Source organism: Nostoc sp. UHCC 0251 (assembly GCF_034932245.1).
GTDB lineage: Bacteria > Cyanobacteriota > Cyanobacteriia > Cyanobacteriales > Nostocaceae > Nostoc.
Map to the genome: position 1 here is coordinate 1 of NZ_JAYGHD010000500.1, position 3,298 is coordinate 3,298.

Annotated in this window: 4 protein-coding genes; 3 read left to right on the forward strand and 1 reads right to left on the reverse strand. The window is 41.8% G+C overall.

The genetic code is table 11. The features are described 5' to 3' along the window. Positions 1-368: 368 nt before the first annotated feature. The 3 genes from VB740_RS36255 (at position 369) to VB740_RS36265 (ending at position 1,564) form a co-directional block, all read left to right on the forward strand. Positions 369-713 (forward strand): hypothetical protein, encoded by a 345-nt coding sequence (locus tag VB740_RS36255; RefSeq protein WP_323204633.1) that lies wholly within the window; start codon positions 369-371, stop codon positions 711-713. Between the two features lie 198 nt (positions 714-911). Continuing rightward, positions 912-1,346 carry a hypothetical protein gene (locus VB740_RS36260; protein WP_323204634.1) on the forward strand — a complete coding sequence of 145 codons (435 nt, stop codon included), beginning with the start codon at positions 912-914 and terminating at the stop codon, positions 1,344-1,346. Positions 1,347-1,399: 53 nt separating this feature from the next. Continuing rightward, positions 1,400-1,564: a hypothetical protein gene (locus tag VB740_RS36265; protein ID WP_323204635.1), complete on the forward strand. Its 165-nt coding sequence runs from the start codon at positions 1,400-1,402 to the stop codon at positions 1,562-1,564. A gap of 207 nt (positions 1,565-1,771) precedes the next feature. Here VB740_RS36265 and VB740_RS36270 read toward each other — a convergent pair whose 3' ends face one another. Continuing rightward, positions 1,772-3,040, reverse strand: coding sequence for an ATP-grasp domain-containing protein (locus VB740_RS36270; RefSeq protein WP_323204636.1), 1,269 nt, complete (start codon positions 3,038-3,040; stop codon positions 1,772-1,774). Between the last annotated feature and the right edge of the window lie 258 nt (positions 3,041-3,298).

Sequence of the window (3,298 nt, forward strand, 5' to 3'; positions counted from 1 at the left end):
TGCGAAAAGCATTTGCAGCACGATTGACAACAGTACGAGTTTGAGAGCTTTTGACTGGAGTTTAGACTAAAAGCGATATGAGAGAACGCAAACCAAATGGAATTAGAGGTTAAAAATATTATCTTGTCAGCTCAAAGCATCCGCGACCTTGAACAATTTTTGTGTAGTATGCTTGCAGAGAAAATAATACAATAATGATAATCATGAAAATGGTGGGAGAGAAACGAGCGTCGCTCGTTTCTCTCCCACCCCCCCCTTATTCGATTATCATTATCAGAAAATAAGCAAGAAAAAAGGGGTGTCTGATTGAATACAGTCCCCCTTTTAGTAGAAGGTGAGAAAAGAACTACCATTACTCACCTACCAACATGAAAAATGCCAGACTTGAAGAGTTTCGTCAAGTAGCCTACAAATATTTAGGTAGAGCCAAAGATGCGACCTTTGAATTAACAGATGCCATATTGCTGACCCGCAATATTTATTCCCTAGCAGACTTATCCTTATCACCAATATTCAGACGCAAGTGGCCAAGTATTTATGAAGCGCTACAAGATAGCAGACCACAGCGACAGAAATTTTTTTTGTTAAAAACTGCCAGCATTCCAGCAGATATACTGGTACGATTGCGTTCAAATCTCTGTTTATGGGGTGAGCCAGGAGCTTATTCGGGCAAGGGCTGTCCCAGGAGGGAGCAATGCGATTTTGTGAGGTGAGTAAGCAGGGGAGGCAGAGGAGGCAGAGGAGGCAGGGGGAGAGAAAGAAATTAAGTGTATTTTGAACTATTTTAGTAGTAAAAGTTATTAGTATTTTCTCTTTACTTCCCCTGCTTCCCCTGCTTCCCCTGCTCATTAGACGATGATCTCACTTTTTCGCGTTGCTCCCGTCCCAGGAAACATGGTGATAAATTCAAGTTGAATGAACCAACAACATGGGGCCAAGCAGCATCTGTCTTCGAGGTAGATGATCCGAAACTAAAACGGGTACGGGTTAGCCTGTGGAAAAATCTGCATTTCCGTAAAGCGGTGACGCGTCCGATGTCACTTTTAAGAGTTGAACGTCTTGATGTTCAAGGTAATCAACGAGTATCGAAACCTTTGTGGTTAGCTTGGGCAGGAGAAGAAATGCCTCCCTTAGAAGAAGTTTGGCGGCTTTACTTGCGTCGCTTTACAATTGACCACTGGTATCGCTTTTTAAAGCAACGTCTACATTGGACTGTGCCAAATTTAAGCACTCCCAAGCAATGTGAGCGCTGGAGTGATTTGATGCCTCTTATGACTTGGGAGTTATGGTTAGCTCGTGATATTGTTACTGACAATCCTCTACCTTCTCCCAAAGGGAGAGGCTAGCGCCAAGGCAGAAGTCTCAGGGTAATTTGACTCCTGGAAGAGTTGCTCAAGCTATGGGTGGAGTTTTCGCGGTGATTGGCACTCCTGCTGTTGCACCCAAATCTCGCGGAAAGTCCCCAGGCTGGACACCAGGAAAAAAACGTCACCGTAAAAACCGATACCCCATTGTTAAAAAAACAGTAACACCACCACCTAAAGAACCATCAATTGCTGTTTAATATTCAAGATTATTCATAATTTCACTACGTTTCTGATTAACTCAGCCCTGCTGAGTCATTTTGCATGGCTTAGTCTAAACTCCAGTAATAAAGGGAAATAATTATATATACAAAAAATTGTAGACATGCTCTAATAACTTGGGCAAAGATCACCAGTTTTTATGATAGATAAGCCTTACTAACTCCAGATATCAACATTGCTGTTGTTTAAGGGAGCCATTGTAATCCTTTATGCTGTAATTTATGCTCTATATGCTGCATTTCCTGGATGGTTTCTCCAGTAACGATCGCATAAATGTCGGTGTAGATTTTTCCGTATTTGGTCTTCTCTAAAGCCGACAGAATGATTAAATCCTTGCGATCTAGTTCTGGTTTTAAGGTGACTAAAATTGAATCCAATGTTCCTTCCATGCGGTAGTCACTGGAATATTTAGCTACTCCCTTTCCCAGCCCCAGTAGGGTATTACGCTGCAAGCACAACGGAGTCGAGCCATTGACTCGGAAATTGGCATCAATCGCATAAAATTGCCCGTCTTTGCCTTCCAGCACATCAAAACCAATCACGCCGAAATAACCCTGTTTGTGAGCATACTGACCAAGGTTGGCAATCATCTCGAAGAACTTGCTCATGTCAGTGTTGCGGTAGTCAATTAGTCCGCCTAAATAGTTGCCTTCTGGAGTGACCAGTTGGCTGGTAGTGCCAATCAGGGTTATATCTCCTAACTTGTTGACATAGAACTGTATGCAGTAATTCTGCACCTCATTCTTGACGAACTCCGAAACAATAATCGTATCGAGCAACTTAATATTCAGATATTTCCTGATTTCTTCAAAGCAGTAGTTCAGATCGCTGGGACTTTTGATGATATAAGTGCCTTCTCCTGAGAGTCCGTGGGACGTTTTAATTAAGTAAGGGTATTGTGGTAACTGAATGTCTTCGAGATTGACTTGGTGCAGATTGTAGCTATCGTATTTTGGGCATTGCACCCCCAATTCGGCTAGTGTTACTTTGCTGAGTAAATGGTAATGAGTGTCTGGATCAACAGCGTGTTTTTCAGGTTTAAGGTGATCAAAGGGAAATAGAGTGATAAGTTTGTCAAAGCCATAGCTGTGGCTGAGGTCATCTAGATAAGTCGAGCAATCCCTCAACTCCATATTGGAGTGGCTTAAGCCGAAATGCTCTTGCCAGTAGCCAATTAGCGACTTTGGCGGTGGTATAATCACAATTCCGGGAATGCGATCGCCTAACACAGCCAAATTTTTCCAAGGTTCCTTCTGACAAATCTTGTCGAAGGAGGTTTTGGTGGCTTCACTACTGCCATCTTGAATAAAATATTTTTTCCGGTTGGGGTAAGCAGCCCAACTCGCAGTTGCAGGGTAATTTAAGATAAACCCATAAGATGTATCTGTGATATCTTCAGCAAAAAGATCAGAAAGAGTACTCCCTTGAAAATAATGAAAGTCGTATTTTGACATCTACTCCTCCGAGAAACCGCATCCTTTTGTGGATGCGGTTGTTTATATTAAACAAGTTTCCTGAATTTCCAAGTAACACCAACTTTAAAAAACAAAGCTGTATATTCAAACTTGAAAACTCAGATGTAGTTTAGCTTCATTAACTACGTATAGGATTACTATTTGATTTTTGAACAAAGTTAAGTAGTAACGCACCGAATCCTTGGTAATAGTGCGTTACGCTGTCGCTAACGCACCCTACGTATCTTTTCAAAAATC

What these genes read in the sequence shown, in the direction of transcription:
- VB740_RS36270 (WP_323204636.1), bottom strand. Translation starts at nt 3,040, where the DNA reads ATGTCAAAATACGACTTTCATTATTTTCAAGGGAGTACTCTTTCTGAT.
- VB740_RS36255 (WP_323204633.1), top strand. Translation starts at nt 369, where the DNA reads ATGAAAAATGCCAGACTTGAAGAGTTTCGTCAAGTAGCCTACAAATAT.
- VB740_RS36265 (WP_323204635.1), top strand. Translation starts at nt 1,400, where the DNA reads ATGGGTGGAGTTTTCGCGGTGATTGGCACTCCTGCTGTTGCACCCAAA.